The sequence below is a fragment of the Cryobacterium luteum genome (assembly GCF_900110125.1).
Taxonomy (GTDB): Bacteria; Actinomycetota; Actinomycetes; order Actinomycetales; family Microbacteriaceae; genus Cryobacterium; species Cryobacterium luteum.
The window spans coordinates 1-17,115 of sequence record NZ_FOCN01000031.1; the positions used below are offsets into that span (position 1 = coordinate 1).

Annotated in this window: 19 protein-coding genes and 1 pseudogene; 8 read left to right on the forward strand and 12 right to left on the reverse strand. The window is 60.3% G+C overall.

Translation table 11 applies throughout. The features are described 5' to 3' along the window. Positions 1 to 342: 342 nt before the first annotated feature. Positions 343 to 1,221 (reverse strand): LysR family transcriptional regulator, encoded by an 879-nt coding sequence (locus BMW72_RS17005; protein WP_092112680.1) that lies wholly within the window; start codon positions 1,219 to 1,221, stop codon positions 343 to 345. Between the two features lie 88 nt (positions 1,222 to 1,309). On the opposite strand from BMW72_RS17005, the gene BMW72_RS17010 reads away from it, so the two are divergent. Both BMW72_RS17010 and BMW72_RS17015 read left to right on the forward strand, forming a co-directional pair. Next, the gene (locus tag BMW72_RS17010) at positions 1,310 to 2,155 is read left to right on the forward strand and encodes an alpha/beta fold hydrolase (protein WP_092112682.1); all 846 of its coding nucleotides are present in this window, start codon (positions 1,310 to 1,312) and stop codon (positions 2,153 to 2,155) included. Then, positions 2,152 to 2,985 carry an LLM class flavin-dependent oxidoreductase gene (locus BMW72_RS17015; RefSeq protein ID WP_092112684.1) on the forward strand — a complete coding sequence of 278 codons (834 nt, stop codon included), beginning with the start codon at positions 2,152 to 2,154 and terminating at the stop codon, positions 2,983 to 2,985. The genes BMW72_RS17010 and BMW72_RS17015 overlap by 4 nt, the downstream gene beginning before the upstream one ends. Positions 2,986 to 3,779: 794 nt before the next feature. Here the strand turns inward: BMW72_RS17015 and BMW72_RS17020 are convergent. The 5 genes from BMW72_RS17020 to BMW72_RS17045 all read right to left on the reverse strand — a co-directional run bounded on the left by BMW72_RS17020 (position 3,780) and on the right by BMW72_RS17045 (position 6,262). Next, positions 3,780 to 4,073 (reverse strand): hypothetical protein, encoded by a 294-nt coding sequence (locus BMW72_RS17020; RefSeq protein ID WP_092112685.1) that lies wholly within the window; start codon positions 4,071 to 4,073, stop codon positions 3,780 to 3,782. Further along, positions 4,070 to 4,360 (reverse strand): hypothetical protein, encoded by a 291-nt coding sequence (locus BMW72_RS17025; RefSeq protein ID WP_092112687.1) that lies wholly within the window; start codon positions 4,358 to 4,360, stop codon positions 4,070 to 4,072. Before BMW72_RS17025 ends, BMW72_RS17020 begins: the two co-directional genes overlap by 4 nt. A 38-nt stretch (positions 4,361 to 4,398) precedes the next feature. Continuing rightward, on the reverse strand, positions 4,399 to 4,743 hold the full coding sequence (locus BMW72_RS17030; protein ID WP_241984086.1) for a hypothetical protein: 345 nt from the start codon (positions 4,741 to 4,743) through the stop codon (positions 4,399 to 4,401). Between the two features lie 347 nt (positions 4,744 to 5,090). Further along, entirely contained in the window at positions 5,091 to 5,660 is a 570-nt protein-coding gene (locus BMW72_RS17040; RefSeq protein WP_092112689.1) for a CDP-alcohol phosphatidyltransferase family protein, read from the reverse strand. Next, the gene (locus tag BMW72_RS17045) at positions 5,657 to 6,262 is read right to left on the reverse strand and encodes a DedA family protein (protein WP_092112691.1); all 606 of its coding nucleotides are present in this window, start codon (positions 6,260 to 6,262) and stop codon (positions 5,657 to 5,659) included. Before BMW72_RS17045 ends, BMW72_RS17040 begins: the two co-directional genes overlap by 4 nt. Positions 6,263 to 6,369: 107 nt before the next feature. On the opposite strand from BMW72_RS17045, the gene BMW72_RS17050 reads away from it, so the two are divergent. Both BMW72_RS17050 and BMW72_RS17055 read left to right on the forward strand, forming a co-directional pair. Continuing rightward, positions 6,370 to 7,812, forward strand: coding sequence for a sensor histidine kinase (locus BMW72_RS17050; protein ID WP_092112693.1), 1,443 nt, complete (start codon positions 6,370 to 6,372; stop codon positions 7,810 to 7,812). After that, positions 7,809 to 8,528 (forward strand): response regulator transcription factor, encoded by a 720-nt coding sequence (locus tag BMW72_RS17055; protein ID WP_092112695.1) that lies wholly within the window; start codon positions 7,809 to 7,811, stop codon positions 8,526 to 8,528. The genes BMW72_RS17050 and BMW72_RS17055 overlap by 4 nt, the downstream gene beginning before the upstream one ends. A gap of 1,049 nt (positions 8,529 to 9,577) precedes the next feature. Here BMW72_RS17055 and BMW72_RS17060 read toward each other — a convergent pair. From BMW72_RS17060 to BMW72_RS17080, 4 genes are all read right to left on the reverse strand, one after another. Then, entirely contained in the window at positions 9,578 to 10,033 is a 456-nt protein-coding gene (locus tag BMW72_RS17060) for an SRPBCC family protein (protein WP_092112697.1), read from the reverse strand. A 690-nt stretch (positions 10,034 to 10,723) separates the two neighbouring features. After that, positions 10,724 to 10,954 carry an aromatic acid exporter family protein gene (locus BMW72_RS17070; protein WP_092112701.1) on the reverse strand — a complete coding sequence of 77 codons (231 nt, stop codon included), beginning with the start codon at positions 10,952 to 10,954 and terminating at the stop codon, positions 10,724 to 10,726. Between the two features lie 6 nt (positions 10,955 to 10,960). Next, positions 10,961 to 11,314, reverse strand: a complete 354-nt coding sequence (locus tag BMW72_RS19745; protein WP_092112703.1) for an FUSC family protein — start codon at positions 11,312 to 11,314, stop codon at positions 10,961 to 10,963. Positions 11,315 to 11,661: 347 nt separating this feature from the next. Then, complete coding sequence (locus BMW72_RS17080) at positions 11,662 to 11,913, reverse strand: hypothetical protein (RefSeq protein ID WP_092112704.1); 252 nt, start codon at positions 11,911 to 11,913, stop codon at positions 11,662 to 11,664. 654 nt (positions 11,914 to 12,567) lie between these two features. Between BMW72_RS17080 and BMW72_RS17085 the strand changes: the two genes are divergently transcribed. Next, positions 12,568 to 13,251, forward strand: coding sequence for a DNA/RNA non-specific endonuclease (locus tag BMW72_RS17085; RefSeq protein ID WP_241984085.1), 684 nt, complete (start codon positions 12,568 to 12,570; stop codon positions 13,249 to 13,251). Further along, on the forward strand, positions 13,241 to 13,438 hold the full coding sequence (locus tag BMW72_RS19380; protein WP_241984084.1) for a hypothetical protein: 198 nt from the start codon (positions 13,241 to 13,243) through the stop codon (positions 13,436 to 13,438). Before BMW72_RS17085 ends, BMW72_RS19380 begins: the two co-directional genes overlap by 11 nt. Before the next feature lie 26 nt (positions 13,439 to 13,464). Here BMW72_RS19380 and BMW72_RS19385 read toward each other — a convergent pair whose 3' ends face one another. After that, positions 13,465 to 13,698 (reverse strand): helix-turn-helix domain-containing protein, encoded by a 234-nt coding sequence (locus tag BMW72_RS19385; RefSeq protein ID WP_425266252.1) that lies wholly within the window; start codon positions 13,696 to 13,698, stop codon positions 13,465 to 13,467. Beyond that, positions 13,699 to 14,765: pseudogene (locus BMW72_RS19390) on the reverse strand (IS3 family transposase); the annotation flags it as partial. 664 nt (positions 14,766 to 15,429) lie between these two features. Here BMW72_RS19390 and BMW72_RS17095 point away from each other — a divergent pair. Continuing rightward, positions 15,430 to 16,179, forward strand: a complete 750-nt coding sequence (locus BMW72_RS17095; RefSeq protein WP_092112706.1) for an SDR family NAD(P)-dependent oxidoreductase — start codon at positions 15,430 to 15,432, stop codon at positions 16,177 to 16,179. A gap of 290 nt (positions 16,180 to 16,469) precedes the next feature. Beyond that, positions 16,470 to 16,907 carry a hypothetical protein gene (locus BMW72_RS17100; RefSeq protein WP_134450474.1) on the forward strand — a complete coding sequence of 146 codons (438 nt, stop codon included), beginning with the start codon at positions 16,470 to 16,472 and terminating at the stop codon, positions 16,905 to 16,907. Positions 16,908 to 17,115 lie beyond the last annotated feature (208 nt).

The window sequence follows — 17,115 nt, forward strand, 5'->3', positions numbered from 1 at the left end:
AACCGCGCCTGTTTCTTAACGAACTCATTCTTCAACCACACGTACAACACCTCACAAAAATCGAGTGTTGCGACGACCGGTTGAATCCGCCGTTCGGCTTGCGGGCACCTGCGCATGTTCCGCGGCGGAAGGCCGAAACCTGAGCTGCGGCGCAAAAAACGGTTCCATAAGTCTCTGCCGATTGGGACTGTTAGAAACCCCCGTCGATTCCGAGTTGATCGATGATCAGTGCTTTTGGGCAGGTCTTTAGCTATCCGCGGTAGAGCGAACTCAGTCCAACAACGATCGTCGAGAACGGCCGTTACGTTCAACTTCTGCGAGAGCGTGGACACCCTATATTGCTCAAAATTCAATTGCGGCGGCGGCGAGGTTGGGGCGGGCGAGCACCGCGAGTTTGAGCGCATGCTGAGCGAGGGGGGATAGGGATCCGCGCCATTGAACCCAGATCTCTCGGTACGGCAGCGGCGGGTGAATTCGATGGATGCTGATCGCGGCGGATGGCGAGATCGACAGGGCTGGGAGGATCGCGCATCCGGCCCCTGCCTCAACCATCGCGGTGATCGCGTGGTTGTCGGTGGTCCTGAACACAATGTCGAGGGTGACGCCGGCGTCTGTCAAAGCCAGTTCTACTCGGCCCTGGTCGCATATGGCGGGCAGAGCAACCATAGGTCGGTCTCTGAGGTTGTGCAGCTCGACGGCGCCAGGGGGAACCACTCCTCGAGGGGCAAGCAGCAGGTGCTCGTCCGCAACAATGAGTTCCCCATGGTCTGGCGGTTGCGGTGGTGAATCGAAGAAACACAGGTCGTTGGTGTCTAGGTCAGGGAGAGGCGTTTCTGTTTCGACCATGGTGATGGCTGCATGCGGGTTCTTTTCTGCGAGAGCGCGAATAAGTGCCGGCAGGAGCTTGGTCGTCACCGCTTGGAACGTCCCGATTGTCAGGCGTCCGCGGCCGTCGCGGTGATCCATCGCGGCCCGCTCTGCCGCGTCGAGTTCGTGCACGACAAGTCGAGCGTGGTGTTCCATCAATCGTCCGAGGGAGGTTAGTTGCGATCTCGAGGGTCCGCTGCTGCGGTCGAAAATAGGTCCCCCCGCGTCGCGCTCGAGGATGCGGACCTGTTGACTAATCGTCGACTGGGCATAGCCCAGGGCAGCCGCCGCGCCGCCGAACGTGCCCAGATCAACGATCGCCAAGAGGGCTCGGAGTCCTGACGTAGTGAGCATGGGCTACCTTCTCGTAATCGTTTTTCACGATCATTATCTTCGCTAATTATTGCTTTCGCGAAATGCTGCAAGTTCGTAATGTTGCCTCATGGCAGCCTTCAGTGATTCCATCATGATCTCCAACGACGTCAAGCTCTGCGTTGAGACGTACGGGGATCGAAGTGACCCATCCGTGCTTCTGATCGCCGGGATGTCAGCCTCCATGCTGTGGTGGCCGGGCGAGGTCTGCGAGGCGATCGCATCCTCGGGGTTCTTCGTGATCCGCTACGACCAGCGGGACACCGGCCGTTCGACGAATTTTCCGCGCGGGCGCCCTGGCTACTCGACCCACGATTTAGCGACCGATGCATTGGGTATCTGCGATTCGCTCGGCATACGATCCACTCACGTGGTCGGCCACTCGATGGGATCGATGATCGCAACCATCTTGGCTGTCGACCACTCCGACCGGTTGCGCTCTGTCACCTTGATGGGTGCAACGACCGGAGCGCCGGACCTTCCTTCCGGAACCGGTGGGTCCCCCGATCTTCCTGATGACCTCGAATCGCGGTTGGCCGTCATCGATTACCTCCTTGAGGACACTCGCGCCTGCGATGGCCTATCACCCCGATTCGACGAGGATCGAATCCGTCGGTTCATTGCCCGAGACGTAGATCGAGCTGACGATATCGCCGCAACAATTTCCAACCATCCTGCGATGGAGTTCACACGCCCAAGACGTGGCGACGTCGGCGCCATCTCGATCCCGGCACTCGTGGTGCACGGCGAAATCGATTCAATCTTTCCATTGGCGCACGGTGAGGCCGTCGCTCGCGCTATACCCGGCGCCGCATTCGTGATGGTGCCAGGCGCCGGGCACACATTGCTCACCGCCGATCAAGCAGATTTCACCACCCCGCTAATCAGTCACCTCCAGGCGACCGACCACCGATGAAAGAGGCAGTCTGGTTGCCGCTATTTGACGACCTCGCCGACCCCGGCGTCGTCGCCGATCTCGCCGCCCGAGCAGAAGCCGCGAAGTGGGACGGATTCTTCGTCTGGGACCACATCCGATGGGGAGAAGCCGATCGAAGAATAGGTGACGCCTGGGTAACCCTCGCCGCGGTCGCCCGCTCGACGAGCTCAATCCGCCTCGGACCGATGGTTATACCGCTTCCCAGATACCGACCAGCCTCCCTCGCACGCCAAACGGTCAGCCTCGACCTTCTGAGTAAAGGAAGACTGATCCTCGGCGCCGGGCTCGGCAATGACCGTTTTGGCGGCGAGTACAGCAGATTCGGCGAGAGCCCGGATTCACGTCGGCATGCAGCTATCGCTGACGAAATCCTCTCGATACTGCCCGCCGCCTGGACCGGCAACGCCGTTCACCACGCTGGGGAGCACCACACCATCGACGACGTCCGTTTCCTCCCTACCCCCTACCAGCACCCCGCGATCCCGATCTGGATCGCGGGAACTGCAACTGCGGCCGCCCCTCGACGGCGCGCAGCCCTCCACGACGGCTTCTTCCCGGTGAACGTGCGCAATGCAAGCGACTTCGCCGACATCATCCTCGCGCAAAATAACTCACCATCATTCGACTTCGCCGCCACTGTCCGGATACAGGACGACGCCAACGACTACCGGGATGCCGGCGCGACGTGGATCCTTCGCGAGATCCAGCCGGAGATCGGTCTCCCCGCGATCTCGACACTCATCGACGAAGGACCCCGCACCAAAGGGTTCCCCGAACCGAACGGGCCACCATCGAGCCAGCTGATATAAGGTGAGGACTAGAAGCCTCCATTGACGGGGTGACTCATTCTTCTTTTTGCACCCCGGATCCCGCCTGTGTGTTCATGATGGTAGGCGCGTGCTCAAGGGTGCGTCACGCAACTTTCACGGGGTACACGAACCGTGTCATCAAACGGCGACCTCCAGCCGCGCGGATGTCGCGTTTCATTGGGAAACTCGTTCGGCTCGCCTGAATCATGCGAGTGTGTCTCATAACACATCGCGTCTCGTTCTGGCCTCTCCCCTGCTCGGTGGATGTCGAGCATTGATACCAGTCCGTTGATCTAGAAGGATTGTTGTTGGCCATAACTCGATTCTGGGTGCCGATGTTCTCGTAATAGCTCCATGCCGGCCATCGCGCATGCCGCCGTTGAGGAGCATTCTGGCGAATCGTTGCCGGTCAGCCGCAGCACATATGGGGCGCCTGATACGAGGCCGTCTTCGTGCTCCCACCACTAGGACTGCAATGTCGGTATTTAGCTGCGGGCGGAACGAAGCTGATCATTTCACCCGGCTCGTTCGTCACCGGGCTAGCTATCGGAAGCCTGACCGCATGGTTGGCGCTTGCCGCACTGACTGTCGTCGCCTGGGTCCGAACGCCCCAATCACGGCGCCGTGAGTTGGACCATCATGGTCGACAGGAATCGTCCCGTAGAGGGTTCATGAAGGCACACTGTCCGAGATATCCGCAGCAGCTCAGTGCCCACCACTAACTCCTCAGTACTGAATCCTCGATCAGGATCAGAGCTGTAAGGTCCCGGCCCAGGCCCCGGTACGTCGATCCCTCAGATAGCGATCCGGGCACGATCGACGGATGAGTCCATGACGCGATAAATCTCTCCTGAAGAGGTGAAGCGTGCACGCAGGTCGGGGCTCGGTTCATTGAACTCGCGCAAATCAGCCATCGTCGAAACCTCCAGAAACTCAGCAATATCCGGAATGGACTCGCTCAACTCGGCGGAAATCTCGGCCCGCCCATCACCTCCGCTCAACAGTGAGACCAGGATGATCCCGCCCAGCGCGACACCGACAGTGCCGACCCACATCATCGGGCCGGCATACGGCTCGCCGCGACTCAAAACGTAATCCAATAGACACCGAGCGAACCCACCGCGAAGCGGGCGACTAGGAGCAAAACGATGACCGCTAGTGCGATGGTCAGCCAGAGCCACCATCGGCGGCCGGTATTCGCGATGGCCAACGCGATGAGGATGGGGACGAAGAGATACATCGCGGACACGACCAGTAGGACAGCGGCGAATCCAAGGGAAGATACGCCATTTACTGAGGCGATGACGGCCACCGCAGGGATCAAGGAAATGGCTGTGGTGATGGTTCCAATGACTCCGACCATCCAAGCGAGCACGAATCGGAGTGTGCGTGCGAGTCGCGGTTTCTCGGCGGTCATACGAGTTCGGATGCAAGCAGTCGCGTGGTCTCGGCTATCACTTCGTTGTTACCTTTTGCGTTGAGGTCGTGATCGTCGGGAAACGAGTGCAGGCCGAACATGGTCGCGCCCATGATCTCGGCGCCGACGCCCTCGAAGAACGCGGCGGCGTAGAAGTCGTCGATGCCGGTCGTCCCGGTGCCGCTGGTGTCACCGAAGACGCGCTCGTGGAACGGGCGGGTCGCGGCGTGGGCAGCCGTGAGGCGCCCCCAGTCCTCACCCATCGGATTTTCGGGGGCGTGGTCGGTCCTCGAGGTGTAGCCGTCCAGCGAGATGAACAGGTCGATTCGAACGCGGGTCATGTCAGGTTTCCTCCGGGGTGATGCGGGTCAGGTGGATGCCGAGCCAGTCGGCTCGGTGTTCTGCGGGGGTTCGTTGCTCGCCGAGCCACAGGTCCTAATTAGTATTGAAGGGCCGGGACTCGTCAACCGGCCCACGTCAGGAACGCGTCTCGCGTTTGAAGAGTGTCCGGAATTGATCTTGTAGCACCAGTGTCGTTTTCCGACGTCGTCTGCACAACGGCCCTTGTATTTTCGAGGTTGTGCAGGCAAGTGTGTGTCAAGGGCCATGAGGAACTGGGCGTTCTTCATGGCCCTGACAGATAACATCCGCAATAGCTTCAGTCGCGCCCGAGAGCTATGGCTGGTGTCTACGGCGCATCTCCTCGGAGCAGTTGTCGTAGATAGCCGACGCCGGCAAAGATGTGCAACAACGCGCCGACCACCAAACCGACCTGTCCGATCAGAAAGACCAATCCCATCCCTGGAATGAGGCCGCCCGTGACGGCGGACGCGCTGATCATAATGAGCGCAGTGCGAATCTTTCCGATCCAGGTGACCGAGAGCTGATGATTCCGGTGCCGTGTCAGGGAGACGCTTCCAACGATCAGATCGACGAAAAGGATGACGATAATTACCGACCAGGGAATTGCACCGATGATCGTTAGTGCGATGCCAAGGCAGCCGATTCCCAATCGGTCGGCGATCGGGTCGAGGATCTCCCCGAGCCGGGTCTCTTGGCCGAGCCGCCGAGCGAGGAACCCGTCTACCCAATCCGTCGCGCCGAAGAGCACCGTGAGAGTGGCAGCTGTGATCGGCTGAGCACCCGACAACAAAAGGGCCACGATCGGGACGATCAGGACGAATCGAATAACGGTGACGAGATTTGGGATGGTCCACCACTCGGGTCGCGGCCGGAGAGTCCGATCTTTCGTATTCATGCGGTTACCCGCACCCGCCGCATAACGAAGAACCCAACAGCGGCAGCCACCGCCACCGCGATCGCAGGGATGGTCGTGTGATTGGCAAATTCGACAAACGCGAAACCAAGCGCGGCGCCGCCCAGCACCCAGAGAAGCGACCAGACGACGGCTGCGGTGCCGGAGGCGAGAGCGAACCGCCGGTAGCTCATGGGTGACGCTCCGGCTGCTGCTGCGACCAAGGTTCGAACGCCGGGCAGGAGCCGAGCGACGATGATGAGCCAAAAACCGCGTCGTTCGACGAAACCGCTAGCCGCGTCCCAACGATCGACCCCGATTTTCCGCACCACCCGTGTGTTCACCATCTTCACGCCGAGTTTCCTTCCGATGAAGTACCCGATGTGGTCGCCAATGAATGCCCCGACGGCAGCGACGAGTACGGCAAAGATCAGAAGAGGACTATCACGGAGGGCGACCGCGGCGAACACCAGAACGGTTTCCCCCGGCAGAATGGCACCGAGGCCGAAGGCCGCGTCCACGATCGAGGCAATGAAGACGACCGCGAGGATGATTCCGATGTACTCGCTGACGGAGTCAAGGAACAAAGTGATGTTGTCAAGCATGCAAGAAACGCTAGAAGAGCGCCGCCACCGTCGATAGTGACAAAGGTGAAGCCGCGAGCTAACGAAGGCGAGTTCTTTCGCCTGCCAGGTCTCCCTAGGGTGGGAGGATGCTCGACAACAATCCGACTCCGCACACACGGCGTGCACGCAATACCAACACGACAGTCGCTGCTGTTGTGGGAGCCCTACTCGGAGTCGCCTCTCCGTGGACGGACGGCTCGGGTCCGATGCTGATAGGTACCACCGCAATCATCGTCGGCTTCTGCGCCTCTCTGTGGAAGCCGTCTTTCGGCGTCGTGATGGTCGCGGTGGCGGCCTCGCTCATCGCTGCGACACTGTGCGGACTGATCTCGAGTCCATCGTGGGCCGGCGCCATCCTCGGACTCGTCCGCGGCACGATTTACACCCTGTGCCTCGTCGTCCCCGTTCTGACGGTCGCCGCGCTTCGCGGACGGCGGGCCTATCTCCAGCGCGGCTGGAATCTGGCCCTCGCCGAGGCACGGGAACACGATGCTCGCGTCGAGCAGGCCGTGATGCGGGAACGAGATGCGATGGCTAGTGAAATCCACGACGGGTTAGGGCACCGGTTGACGCTGATCGCCGTCCAAGCCGGCCGCCTCTCCCTGGACGACACGTTACCAGCAACGGCGAGAACGGAGCTGCAAAGCATCCGGGCCAATGCCGCCGCCGCGTCCGACGAACTCGGCGAGACCATTCGACTAATTACCGAAAGAGACTCCGGCATCACCGCCTCGCTGAGCAACCTCAGCATCGAAGACGTACTCGAGCGCGCGCAATCCTCAGGTATCGAGGTAAACAGCACCCTCGCGACAGACATCGAACGATTCACCAACAATTACTCTCGCGCCGCTCTCCTCCGGGCACTGCAGGAAGGACTCACGAACGCCGCAAAACACGCACCAGGCACGAAGGTGAACATCGACATCGACATCGACGGAGACGAAGTCGAGTTACGCATTCGCAACCCCGATCACGGTACGACACCGTCCCTACCCGCGACGGGCCACGGCATCGTCGCCTTGCGACACCGAGTCGGGATCCTTGGCGGAACCCTGGACGTGAATCGTGGCGAAGACTTCACCCTCACCGTCCGACTCCCAAGGTCGGCAACTCCATCCTCAGCCGCCGCCAGTACACACCAATCTCGGACCGAGCTCGTCACCGCCGCGGACAGCAGCTCCGACCGAAACCGCCGTCGCACCGCACGGACCGCCTGGCTAGTTCCCATTGTTCTCCTCGCCACCGCAGCGCTAAGCGCGATCGGTTACTTCGCTTATGCCACCGTCGCGTCAGTCCTGCCTCCCGAACGGTTCGCCGCCATCAACACCGGTGACACCCGCACCAAAACCGAGCTCCTTCTTCCGGCAGTGGAAATGCTCGACGCCCCGCGAACGTCTCTGGCTCAGCCTCCGAGATCGACGTGCGAGTTTTATGAGGCCTCGATAAGTTTCTTCGACCGCGACGATGTCTTCCGAATCTGCTTCGTTGACAACCGCGTTCTCTCCACCGACACGATCCTCGCCCCATGACTGGAAATCTCACCGGAAACACTCTGCCCGACAAGCCCCACCAACAGAGAGACAGCCCAATACGAGTCCTTCTTGCCGATGACGATCAGCTTGTGCGCGCTGGCATCGCCGGCATCCTCTCCACCGCCCCGGATATTGTAATCACTGCCGAAGCCTCAGACGGAACCGAAGCGCTTGAACTGGCTCGACGGCACTCGCTGGACGTCGTCGTTCTCGATATTCAGATGCCCAGGCTCGACGGTATCCGCACCCTTGAACAGCTGCGGCGCGAGCAGCCACACGTGCCGGTCGCAATGCTCACCACCTTCTCCGACGAGGCCTACATTGCAGAGGCCATCACCCTCGGTGCGCTCGGCTTTTTCCTGAAATCGGATGACCCGCGTCACTTGATCACAGGCGTTCGCGCTCTCGCAGGCGGCGGTGCCGCATTCTCACCGCGGGTCGGCCGGTGGCTGGTCCGCCAGGAAACCGGCGCTCGTTTTGGCCGCTCAACACGAGCCCAATCAACTGTGCGCGAACTGACCCACCGACAACGCGAACTGCTCGCCGGAATCGGGCGAGGCCAGTCGAATGCCCAGATCGCAAAATCCCTGCACCTTTCGGAAGGCACGGTGAAGCAGTACCTCAGTGTGCTCTTCACAGCGCTAGGCGTCGAGAATCGTGTGCAGGCGGCGATCATCGCATACGAAGCCGACCTCCTCAAAGAACTCCCATAAGACTTCCTTTGCGGACGCTTAGCCTCAAGACCGTTCAGTTAAGCGCTTGAATGGTCATTTCTGGCTCGTGAGCCGGTTGTGTCCAGTGGGCGTGGCGGAAGCGTCCTGCGGGCCATTCCGAGACTTTGCGTTTGATGACGCGAGGGTTTGATCGTCGTCGGCGTGGGGGTTCAGCCGTGGGATGAGGGCGCGGACAACTTGACTATGAAACGCTCCACTCATCGAAGCATTGCTCCGAGCACATGACTTAGCCGACCCTCCCGAGATCTGCTGTGACAGATGCGCAGACCAGGGTGAGTTCTATCATGGTGGGAACGAACCCACCGAACGAGAAACCCGCTGGGGCACGTCCAAGCACCCCGCGGTGAAGGAGATTCAATGTCGAATTATCAACATGAACCATGCGCGGCAGCAGACCTCGAATTGTGTGTTCTTTCAGACCATGAATGGCGGGTAGCTGACCGGCGACAAGATGAGCAATCACCCGAAAAAGTCCTCGGCTATATCAACCAGAGCGGATCGATATCCGAAGTCCTCAATTTAGAAGCGCCCCGCCGACACATCTGACCTTCAAACAGTTTCACAGGGCCGTCGAATCGTTCACTGAAGGATCCAACCGCTGAGGATTACGTGGGAGAGATGGCCGGCAGCTCAGAACAACCCCTCCTGTTGCGCAGGACTACTACAGGAATCCGCGGGCACTGCGCTAAATCAAACGAACTGAAGCACCCGACGTACGCTGAGAATATCCTCCTCGCATAAATGCACTGCTGTGCAACCATGCGATTGCGGGGATCGAAGAATGACGACGACTTCGGAGTTTGAGAGCAAGGCATAGCTATGAAGCGTCCAAAGTTGTGCAGAACCCGTCCGCTGAGCCTCCTGGCCCATTAGGCGATGAAATCTCATAGCAATCCCCGCTTGTTCCACGCTGTCGAATGTCGCTGATAGCTTGCCAAACGCTTCGAGCGTCGCGTCACCCCAAGTGGCCGGACTCCGGTGTGCGCTGTCCGCACCATCACGAGTCGTAAGTTGGTCTTCCAGCAACGTCAGGCCTGCACATCTCCGCGCCATCCGACATCGTCGGTTCCCTTCGCCTCGATGAACTCCTTGAAGTTCGCGAGGTCTTTCTTGATGGCGTGATTGTCTATACCGAGAGCGGCTCCGGCCTTCTCAAGCAGTCCTTTCGCCTCCCAATCGAGCTGAACCGTCACACGCGTCTCGTCCTCAGCCAACTTGTGGAACGTGACAACTCCCGCGTGGTCGACCTGACCGCCGGTACTGTTCCAGGCAACACGCTCGTCAGGGTGCTGCTCGGATATCCGAGCCTCGAACTCGCGCTCCACGCCGCCAATTTTGACCTTCCACTCGGTGAGAGTGTCGGATACTTGCGTGACGGATTCAACAAAACTGAGAAACTTTGGAAACTCCTCGAATTTTGTCCACTGGTTGTAAGAGACGGTAACGGGAACGTTGACGTCGACAGTCTCGATGGCGTTGGGCATGATGACCTCCTAATGCGAATTCAACGGATGAAATAGTTTCTGCTACCCCATTTACCGTACCGAAGGCTAATCCAAGGTCAACCCGGGTAAGGAAAAACTCGCGGGAACGAGAAGGTACTTGTGCGCGGAACCGCAGCAGCGTGAACAAGCGATGGGACGGGCTAAACGACGGGCGAGGGAGACTCTTCAGAATCTCTCTCGGTCTTAGGGCGAAGCGCGACCAAAATGCGCTTCAGATCGATGACGATCGCGGCCGTCGGGCTGAGCGATGTCGCCCCGGCACCCAACTCTTGCATGACGCGCAGAATCGCCTCGACTGCCGCTACGGCGGCATCAAAGGGTGCGCTATCACGCGGGCCGTCGTCCGTGGCACGCAAGGTGTCCGCAAACCGCGTGCAGGGCATCGCTGAGAACCGGCCGCAGCTCGGGCGGCAGCTCAAGGGGAATCGGTTTGCCCCAGATCATGCCCGCAAAAACCTCAGTCAGGTTGCGCACGTGAAAGGTGACGTTCTCCAAGGCCGCGAGGTCCTCATAGTCAACAACAAGATTTCTGCGGTTGAAACGAGCGCGAGGGTTACCCTTACGACTCTCGTCGGCGTATTGCACAGCCGACCTCACGTCTCGGGCCGCGTCGGTGAGTGCGCTGCCCCTGGTCGCCCAGAGTTCACGCTCGGGAGGCCAACTCTCGACCTAGGCCACGCCGATATCGCTGAGGTGCGTGGCGAGGGTGCCTCGAAAACTGGTCAACCGATCGACAGCCGTGCCGATGGCAAGCGGCGGCAAAATTAGCAGGTTGACCAAGAGCCCCACCACCATCCCCAGACAGACTTGGGCAAGGTAGCCGACCGAGTAATCATCGGCTTCCGGGCCGCCGATGATGAGAACGAAGAGAGCAGTCAGGGGTACTTGTTCTCCGCCCACACCAAGTCATCGCATTCCTCCGATAAGAGAGCCGAGGCCGATGACCAGCGAGATCGTCCAAACGCTAGGCTCGCTTAGGAGAAGCACGGCACCAGCGAGGGCGACTCCCACGGCCAGCCCAGCGAGGGTTTGTAAAGCGCTGCGGAGCGAACGCATAAGCGTTGGGTGCATGCTCAGAAGAGCGCCCAGCGGCGCGTAGTACCGCAATTCCTGACCGTCTCCAGGGAGGAAAGGGGACAGCGTCCAGGCAATCGCCACAGCAACAGCAATCTTGGTGACCTGGAGGAATCGCGGAGGTTGAAGACGACGACGAACCGACGCCAGCCGTGATGCGTTCCACGGGAAAATCGTTTTCGGCATCGTTTAGTTCTTTTCTGCGGCAACGAAGAGTTGGGATCCGCTCGCCCCGCAGGTTAAGCGCGGATGCTGGCGAGGCGCTGGGAAACATCCGACAAGAAAAACACTCCCGCAGCAGGCCGGTAAGGAGTTGCGGGATGTTCGCATGAGATGTCCACTTTCGTTCACGCCGTGTCCGACGGTTCAGATGCTGCCGCCGTCGCGCGTCTCCTTCCCTGGTGTCTTTTATTGGCCACAACAGGGCTGAGATCCCACTTGGTTCATGCACGGCATTCGTGCAGCGCCGGTCAGCCTCCTGACTCTGACGAAGGAGCTGTCTGTGATCTGGCTCGCGGTGTTCTTGACATCTGTCAGCTCATGCAGGTATTCGCGGAGCCTGCCGACGCTGACCGGTGAGCCGCGACCACCATCAAACACCCAAGCCATTTTTCACCGCTGGGCTTGTCATCGTCCGGGTCAGATAATGCTTCGTTGTAGGTGGAGGCGATGACAAGCAGGTTTTCTCCGCATTCGATGGCGTTAATGCTGAGCATGAGGTTGCCGGCATCGGTGAAGATGCGCGCGGAGCGCATATCGCCGTCACCAGCAAGCGTCGACAGCATCCCTGCCTGACTTTCATCGGCAGGGAAGCTGTCGAATGTCCTGCCAAATACCAGTGTGAAGATCTCGGAAGAAAGCAGCGGGATCGGGAATGTGCGCTGTCATGCCAGTTTCATGCGCGGCAGACGGCAGGCGGTCGGCGGCGGCTCAGGCTGTGCGCCCGTTAACTTCATCTTTGAGCTCAACAGCTTCGAACGTCGTAGAGCTGACGTTGGCGCCTCTGCCTGTGGCTCTGGGCCTTACCGCCGATCCCCTACTGGTCAGCGCCTCCACCTCACCCTTTTCACTCTGCAGTACGTCGTGCCATCAGGCCCGTCGTCGACGCTGTCGCCCAGCCACAGACCGTGAATGACCCGCCCTGTGCAATCCACCGGATCCACGAGGACAGCGGGTAGCTGACCGCGCCGATTCACGCCGACCAGAACGAAACCCGGCCATCGCGCAAATCGGCGTCGTAATGTCACGATCACCTTATTCATTCCGCTCCTTGAACCGCCCAGGCTCTCTCCCAAGGCTATGCAGCTTCCAAGGAACGGTAATATCCCCACTTCGGCCACTCGTGCCTGTGGTCAACAAAAGGCACCAGCGAACGGGATCGTCCCCTCAACGCCGCCATGTATATCCCAACTGTCGGCTCTGGCTGCTTGACTATCACCATGAACACCGCATTACTTTATCCAGCTGGATACAACGCCGATTTCCTTGAAATTCCTCTGCCGCTCCCGGCCCCTCCCGCGGGAACCCTGATTCGCGAACTGCCCTACACACATTTCACCGTGCTCCTTGACCCTGCGCGGCGCCTCGCGATCGCGACCGGCGTCAACATCGACGGAGACCAGCTCGTTACCGTTGACCGAGGCGACGACTGGCACCTCGACTCCCGTATCCCGCTCTACGAACAGACCGGGGAGTCCGTCTACGCCAGAAACGACCTCGACCGCGGACACCTCGTCCGGCGCCAAGACCCGGTCTGGGACGACACAACGACAGCCCGACGAGCGAATTACGACACCTTCGCCTACACCAACGCCGCACCCCAAGCCGGAGCCGGAGCCTTTAACCAATCGAAACAACTCTGGCTCGGCCTCGAGGACCACGTCCTCACCTACGCACGCACCAACGGTAACCGCATCAGCGTCTTCACCGCCCCCGTACTCTCAGCCCAGGATCCGATATACCGCGGCGTGAAGATCCCGCAAGCGTTCTGGAAGATGGCAGCATGGACCACGACCACGGAAGACTCCACCGTTCTTCACGCCGCCGGATTCGTCCGACCAAAGCCCACAGCTAGAAGACATCGACCTCGACACGGTCCGCGCCCCAGCCCCCATGTATGGTAATCCCCCGCCGCTTGGACCGTACCGCACCTACCAAGTACCCATCAAGGACATCACCGACCTCACCGGGCTCAACCTGACCGCCCTATCCGACGCAGACGTCTACGCCCGGGCCCCAGCGATCAGGGAAGACACCGACCGTCGAAGGCGCTGGACCGAACTGATCGACACAGTAGGAATCCACCTCTAGACCGCACCAAATCGTCTACGGCCAGCTCAGTCCCCGGCGCGGAGATAGACATAGACGGTTTCGCGGCTGACCCCAAACTCTCGAGCAAGTACAGACTTCGGCACGCCAGCGGCAGCCTTCTCGCGCAGCTCGGCCGCGCGGGCCATGTCCAGTGACGGGGTGCGACCAGGGTAGACGCCACGCTTCTTCGCCAGGGCAAGGGACTGCCCCGAGTTCAGTTGGCTCAAAGGGTTAGTGATTTCAGGCGGCCGTGGGGCCACATTTATTGTCTCAAACTCGATCGGGGTGAGTTTGCCGGGGCGGCGTTGCCGGCGCTTGCGGTGGTAGGTCCGCTCGATCCAAACCACCATCGCCAAGCGCAGCTCCTCTCGGTTTGACCACCGCTGCCGATCGAGGACATTCTTCTGCAGCAGCGCGAAGAACGACTCCATCGCGGCGTTGTCGCCGGCATGCGCCGATGCGACCCATCGAGCCGGTGATGCCGTTGTTCTTCAGCACCCGCAGGAACGCGTTGAAGCGGAACTGGGAGCCTTGGTCTGAGTGCAAGATCGTGCCATCGATGGTGCGCTGGCCGACCGCGTTCCGGCCGGCTGCGACGGCCAGGGACGCCTTCATCTTGGAATCGATGGAGTAACCGACGATCTTGTTCGATTAGACGTCTTTGATCGCGCAAAGGTAGATCGTGCCCTCGTCGGTGGTGTTCGGTGATGTCGGTGAGCCAGATCTGGTTTGGGCGTGTCGCGGTGAATTTCCGTTTGATGCGGTCGTCGTGGACGGGCGGGCTGGCTTTGCGCGTGAGGCCGCGTTTCTTCGCGAACACGGACCAGAGCCGTTGCTGCGAGCCAGCCGCCAGACCCGGTTCTCACCCGCGGTGAGGCCGGCTTGGCCGAGCTCGTCGGAAATGAACCGGTAGTCAAACGCGGGGTCGTCTCGGTGGATATCCCAGGCGGCGTTGGTGAGGTGGGCGTCGTTCCAGTCGCGCTGGGAGATGGGGTTGCGCTTCCGTTGGTGGAACGCTTGTGTGGAGAAGCGCAATACCCGGCAGGTTTGGGTTGACCTCCCGGGAAAGATAGGCGACGGCACGGCGCATGACCTCGGCTTCCTGTTCGAGCAGTCGGATACGTTTCTTCGCATCCCGCAGTTCTGCGGACTCCTTCTCGGTCACGCCCGGCTTGACGCCCTCCTCGACGTCGACTTTCTTCAGCCAGTTCGCCAGGCTGGACTTCGAAATTCCGAAGTCTTTCACAATCTGGTTCAGCGGGGCTTCGTGCTTCCGGGCGACCGCGACAATATCACAGCGAAACTCGGGTGGGTAGGGTTTGGGCATGGTGACATCTTTCCAGTGAAGACGAATCTCCACTGGTCAGGAGTCAACCAAACCGGGGGGCAGTCCCGCCTTATCCAATGCGCTTCGGACGGTCACCGACTTGACGACGCCCGACTGTCGCGGACTGGAGAGCGGCGAGCATCAACGACGACGCTTGGCTACGCTACTGGCGATGCGCCTGCCCAACGGCGGGCACTAGCGACCAAGCGTGCCACGTTCCGATCCGCCGTTTCCGCGCTTCGCCGATCGGCGCGGCGAAGCCAGGCCAGCTGTCGATCGTGCGAGCATTTGAGCAACGTCGTAATCGACCAACTCACTACCACGGGAGATACTCACCTTATCGACTTCGGTGACGCGCTGCGCGCCCTCATGAGGGGTGCGGAATCGTCGGTAGCGCAAGACATCAGGCGACACTGGGCAAGGCGCTCGGCGACGACGTCAGGTCGTGAACGGCCATCCGGACCGTCAAAGACGTCGCGGGCATACTCACTCGATACCCAACGTCCCCCAAGACCATCACCTGTCGCTAGCGCAACCTCATAGGACCGGTGCGCATACCCCTTGAGGCAGGACGAGTCGGAATGAGCCCTCGCAGCCCTCGGAGAGCTGGCCCGAGTAGGGTGGCGAGCGAATGGCTCAGGCAAGCAACAAGGGAGATAATTCGATGACTGATTTTCAGGGAAAAGTGGCACTCGTCACGGGCGGCGGTTCCGGCATCGGGGCGGCCATTTCACGAAAGCTAGCCGCGGCGGGCGCATCCGTCGTAGTCAGTGACCTCAGGCTCGACGCCGCCCTGAAGGTAGCCGAGGACATCACGGCGGCCGGGCACTCCGCCGCAGCAGTGGCACAGGACACGTCCGTTCCGGCACAAGCGGATGCTGCCGTACAGTTCGCAATCGACACCTACGGCGGACTTCACCTCGCGATAAACAACGCGGGAATCGCCCCGGCCCCGGCCCCCGTCGGCGAACTCGACCTTTCCGATTGGGACAAGGTCATAAACGTCAACCTGAACGGCGTCCTCTACAGCCTTCGCTACGAGATCCCCGCCATCGAAAAATCGGGCGGTGGATCCATCGTGAACGTATCGTCCATTCTCGGCACCAACGGCGAACTCAACGCCTCATCGTACGTCGCAGCAAAACATGCCGTGGTCGGACTGACAAAGGCGGCCGCCCTCGAGTACGCAACCAAAGGCATCCGTATCAACGCCGTTGGCCCCGGTTACATCGACACTCCACTGCTCAGCACCCTGCCAAAGGAAACGTATGACGGGCTCGTTGGCCTGCACCCAATCGGCCGGCTAGGAACGGCAGATGAGGTCGCCGACCTAGTCATATTCCTGCTGTCAGAAAACGCTAGCTTCATCACCGGCAGCTACCACCTCGTCGATGGCGGGTACTCCGCGCGCTGACCACCCGGCCCCACCAGGGAGCGGGACGCACCAACGCACCCGTCCTCACTCCTTTGACGAGCCGCAGCGAGGAACCAGATGGAAGCAAAGCTCTCCGCCCCCACCGCTGGACACCAGTACGCGCGCTGACGGCCATCAGGTCTGCGATAAGCCAGCCATGAAGTTGGTCACGCTCATAGCGCGACTGAGGACCAATCGACCCCTGACGAAACCAACGCGGATTCCGCCTGGTGGCAAACTGCCGCGAACAACGCCGACCATCCGGTTTTCCAGGACCAATACTTAGGCAGGTGCAGCACGATCCGTCCGGCCAGGGTGGAGATCTGGATGACCTTGCGGCGGATGGTGCCGCTACCCGCTTTCCCCAAGTCACCCCTAACGTCTGGTGGAACATCGACCGAGTTCGATGGATTGTTCAACACGAAGGAGATTCAATGGTGAATCACAGTCATGAACCGTGCACGGCAGAAGACCTCGAAGTGCGTCCTCTTTCGGACCACGAGTGGCGTGTAGGTGACCGGCGGCAAGACGAGCGTTCACCCGAGAAGGTACTCGGGTACATCCACCACTACGGTTCGACTTTCGAAGTCCTCAATATTGAGGTGCCGCACCAGAACCTCACGTTCGACCGTTTGGAATCAGCGGTCGCGTCCTTCGCCGCGCAGCAGGACTCCAGCAATGAGAGCTCACGCCAATTAAACTTAGGCGCCGTGATTGGGATGAGGTGACCGAAAACTTTTCCGGTGCGTCCTCGGGATGTATGGTGACCTAGTAGGAACGTAGTGGACGAGGGAGAGCAGAACGATGAACATGCTATTTGTAGTTGTGGCCATTATTGCGATTGTGCTCTTGATCACCGGTGGTTTTGTGCAGTCCCTTAACTTTCTGCTATGGGTCGGCGTGGTGTTGTTGGTTCTCGCCGTGATCGCATTCCTG